Origin of the sequence: Streptomyces phyllanthi (genome assembly GCF_009377205.1) — a bacterium.
GTDB classification, from domain to species: Bacteria; Actinomycetota; Actinomycetes; order Streptomycetales; family Streptomycetaceae; genus Streptomyces; species Streptomyces phyllanthi.
Window position 1 is genome coordinate 1 of sequence record NZ_VJZE01000689.1, and the last position, 3,377, is coordinate 3,377.

The window sequence follows — 3,377 nt, forward strand, 5'->3', positions numbered from 1 at the left end:
GGGCGGGCGGGCGGTGAGGGTGCGGCGGCAGGCGGGGCGGAGGTCCGGGTGCGCGGGGTGCGCCCGGGGAGGAGACTGCGGCGTATGGCTGTCTCCCTCCACCACATCGTCGTGGACGCGCACGACCTGCCCGCGCTCGCCGGTTTCTGGTGCCGGGTCCTGGACTGGCGGGTGCTGTGCGAGGCCGACGAGGGGATCGTCATCGGCGCCCACGAGCACGCCGCTCCCGGGCTCTGCTTCGTGCCGGTGTCCGAACGCAAGACCGTCAAGAACCGGCTCCACATCGACCTCGCCCCGGACGACCAGGCGGCCGAGGTCGACCGCGTTCTCGCGCTGGGCGCGCGCCGGGTGGACGTGGGTCAGGGCGACGACGCCACGTGGGTGGTGCTCGCCGATCCGGAGGGCAACGAGTTCTGTGTGCTGCGGCCCCAGGAGTCGCTCGTCGACTGAGGCCGAGGTGTACGGGGCGCGCCGTGCGGGATGTGTGCGACCGGGTGTGTACAGCTGTACGTATCGATGCGTACACTCGTACACATGGGATACATACTGCTCGCCGGCGCCATCGCCGCCGAGGTGGCCGCCACGACCGCCATGAAGTACAGCGACGGCTTCAGCAAGCTGTGGCCCACACTGCTGACCGTCGTCGGGTACGCCGTCTCCTTCGTGCTGCTCGCCCAGACCCTGAAGACCGTGTCGATCGGTACGGCCTACGCGATCTGGTCCGGCGTCGGCACCGCGACCGTCGCCCTGCTCGGGCTGATGCTCTTCGGGGAGGGGCTGAGCGCCGCCAAGGTCGCCGGAATGGCGCTGATCATCGGAGGAGTGGTGGTCCTGAACCTCGGAGGCGCGCACTGATGGCCCGCCGGTACGATCCCGAGCGCCGACAGCGGATCATCGACGCCGCGATCCGGGTGGTGGGCGCCAAGGGCCTCGCCGGGCTGAACCACCGTTCGGTGGCCGCCGAGGCCGACGTGCCGCTCGGCTCCACGACGTACCACTTCAAGACCCTCGACGAGCTGATGGTCGCCGCGCTGCGCCAGGCCAACGAGGGCTTCGCCGAGGTCGTCGCCGCTCGCGGGGCCCTGGAGGACCCCCGGTGCGACCTCGCCGGTGAGCTCGCCGCGCTGACCGGCGAGCTGCTCGCGGGCGACCGTACCGGTGTGGAGCTGGAGTACGAGCTGTATCTGGCCGCCCTGCGCCGTCCCGCGCTGCGGCCCGTCGCCGCCGACTGGGTCCGGGACTTCACCGAACTGATCGCCCGCCGCACCGACCCGGCCACCGCCCGCGCCGTGGTCGCCCTGATCGACGGGATCTGTCTGCAGGTGCTGCTGACGGGGGCGCCGTACGACGAGGAGCATGCGCGCGAGATGCTGGGGCGGGTGATTCGCTGAGGGGTGCGTCCGCGGGGCCCTGCTCGTACCGGTACTCGGACCCGCTGCTCTCCCTTGTTCTGCCCTCTGTTCTGCCCTCGTTCTGGCCGCTGTTCTGCCCTCGCGGGTTCTGCCCTCGTGCCGGTCGTGAACCTTTTCCCGCCCATCGGGAAACAGGGGGTGACAGGCTCGTACGGGAGCGAGGGGGGAGCACCGGTGACCGGACCACCACCGGAAGCGCGGCTGGAGAACGACGCCGAGGTCGTCGCCCAGTCGCTGGAGCAGCCGGAGCTCTTCGCCCGGCTCTACGACAGGTACGCGCCGGACATCCACCGGTACGTTGCCCGGCGCCTCGGCGACGGCATGGCGGACGACATCACGGCGGACACGTTCCTCACGGCGTTCCGTATCCGCGGTCGCTACGACCTCGCGCACGGCAACGCGCGTCCCTGGCTGTACGGCATCGCCGGCAACCTCATCGGCAAGCACCGCCGTACGGAGGTCCGGGCACTCAGGGCGCTGGCGCGCAGCGGGCACGATCCCGTCGCCGAGTCCTGGGGCGAGACGTGGGTCGAGAGGACCGAGAGCCGGGTGGCGGCACAGGCACCGCTCGCCGGGGCGCTGGCCGCCCTGTCGGCGGGGGACCGGCATGTGCTGCTGCTCGTCGCCTGGGCGGACCTCACCTACCAGGAGGCCGCCGAGGCACTGGGCATCCCTGTCGGCACAGTCCGTTCGCGGCTCAACCGGGCCCGGCGCAAGGTGCGTTCGGCGCTGGGGGCCGATCCCGCGTTCGTGCCCGACACCCCGGAGGTGATCTGACATGGACGAGATGACCCAGGTGCGGGATTTCCGAGCGGACGCGCCCACGCCCGACCGGGCACGGCTCGCCCAGGGGCGGGCGCGGCTCACGGAGGCGGCGGCCGGAGGGGGCAGGGCCCGGCGGCTGCGTGCGGACTGGCGGCTGGCCGCGGCCGGGGCCGTCGCCGCGGTCACGGCCGCGGCGCTGCTTGTCGTGGGCGTGGTCGGCGGTGACGGCTCGCCGGGGACGGTGCGGCCGGGTGCGTCGCAGACGGCGCTGGGCAGTGCCGGGGAGGTTCTCGAGCGCGCGGCGGACACGGTGGAGGGGTACGACCCCGTTCCCGTGCCCGGCGCCGGTCAGTGGATCTACGAGAAGACCGTGCAGCAGTCGAGTGGTGGCTGGCCCGGTGGGTCGCAGGAGCCTCCACAGACCGATGAGGGCTGGACGAGGTACGCGGATCCGCGCTTCGAGAACTGGCGGGAGGGGGACGACCACTCGCCTCGTGAGCGGTTCAGGTTCCTTCAGCAGTTGCCGGACGAGCCGGGGGCGCTGCTGAAGAAGGCGCGGGAGTTCTATCCGTCCGGCGACGGGAGCAAGGAGCCGGTCGCCCAGCACGACTTCCGTGCGTTGAGCGTGCTCCTCGACACGTATCCCATGCCGCCGGAGGGGCTTGCCAAGCTGTACCGGGCGCTTGCCACCGTGCCCGGGGTGAAGGTTCGTGACCGGCTGGTCGAGGATGCCTCCGGGCGTCGGGTCATCGCGGTGTACGTGGACGGGGGTGCGAAGGCGACGAGTCGTACGGAGCTGCTCATCGATGCCCGTACGTATGAGCCGGTGGGACAGCGGTGGATCGTCGTCCGTGACCACGAGGAGAAGTTCCCGGAGGACACGCCGCCTCGGCCGTGGAAGGCGGGGGAGATCGTGCACCAGAGTGCGCGGGTCGAGGCGGCTGTGGTCGATGCGAAGGGGGATCGCCCCTGAGCCGCTGAGCGGCAGCGGGTGGTGTGCGTGTCGGCGGGCCGTGGGGCACGGGGGTGTCCACGGTCCGCCGGCGTGCATCCGTGGCCGGCCTCCGGGGTCGAACGCCGGACGGGCCGGTGTCGGCCGGGGTGTCGGCCTCGTCCTCGAGCGCCGGACCCGCCGGCGTTGGGCCCGTGCGGCTCGGCCTCACGCCCAGGCCCCCGGAGGGGCCCCGCCCGGCACCTGAG

5 protein-coding genes are annotated in these 3,377 nt (G+C 72.4%); all 5 read left to right on the top strand.

Annotated elements, in window-relative coordinates; all coding sequences use genetic code 11:
- The first annotated feature begins 84 nt into the window (after positions 1-84).
- The 5 genes from FNH04_RS43415 to FNH04_RS43435 all read left to right on the top strand — a co-directional run bounded on the left by FNH04_RS43415 (position 85) and on the right by FNH04_RS43435 (position 3,150).
- Entirely contained in the window at positions 85-450 is a 366-nt protein-coding gene (locus tag FNH04_RS43415; protein ID WP_152791741.1) for a VOC family protein, read from the top strand.
- 84 nt (positions 451-534) lie between these two features.
- Positions 535-855, top strand: coding sequence for a DMT family transporter (locus FNH04_RS43420; protein WP_152791742.1), 321 nt, complete (start codon positions 535-537; stop codon positions 853-855).
- The gene (locus FNH04_RS43425; protein WP_152791743.1) at positions 855-1,391 is read left to right on the top strand and encodes a TetR/AcrR family transcriptional regulator; all 537 of its coding nucleotides are present in this window, start codon (positions 855-857) and stop codon (positions 1,389-1,391) included. Before FNH04_RS43420 ends, FNH04_RS43425 begins: the two co-directional genes overlap by 1 nt.
- 195 nt (positions 1,392-1,586) lie before the next feature.
- Entirely contained in the window at positions 1,587-2,189 is a 603-nt protein-coding gene (locus tag FNH04_RS43430; RefSeq protein WP_322725554.1) for an RNA polymerase sigma factor, read from the top strand.
- Between the two features lies 1 nt (position 2,190).
- A complete protein-coding gene (locus FNH04_RS43435; protein ID WP_152791744.1) occupies positions 2,191-3,150 on the top strand; it encodes a CU044_5270 family protein in 960 nt (319 codons plus the stop codon).
- The last annotated feature ends 227 nt before the right edge of the window (positions 3,151-3,377 follow it).

Coding starts and splice junctions, on each gene's coding strand:
- FNH04_RS43415 (WP_152791741.1), top strand. CDS start 85: ATGGCTGTCTCCCTCCACCACATCGTCGTGGACGCGCACGACCTGCCC.
- FNH04_RS43420 (WP_152791742.1), top strand. CDS start 535: ATGGGATACATACTGCTCGCCGGCGCCATCGCCGCCGAGGTGGCCGCC.
- FNH04_RS43425 (WP_152791743.1), top strand. CDS start 855: ATGGCCCGCCGGTACGATCCCGAGCGCCGACAGCGGATCATCGACGCC.
- FNH04_RS43435 (WP_152791744.1), top strand. CDS start 2,191: ATGGACGAGATGACCCAGGTGCGGGATTTCCGAGCGGACGCGCCCACG.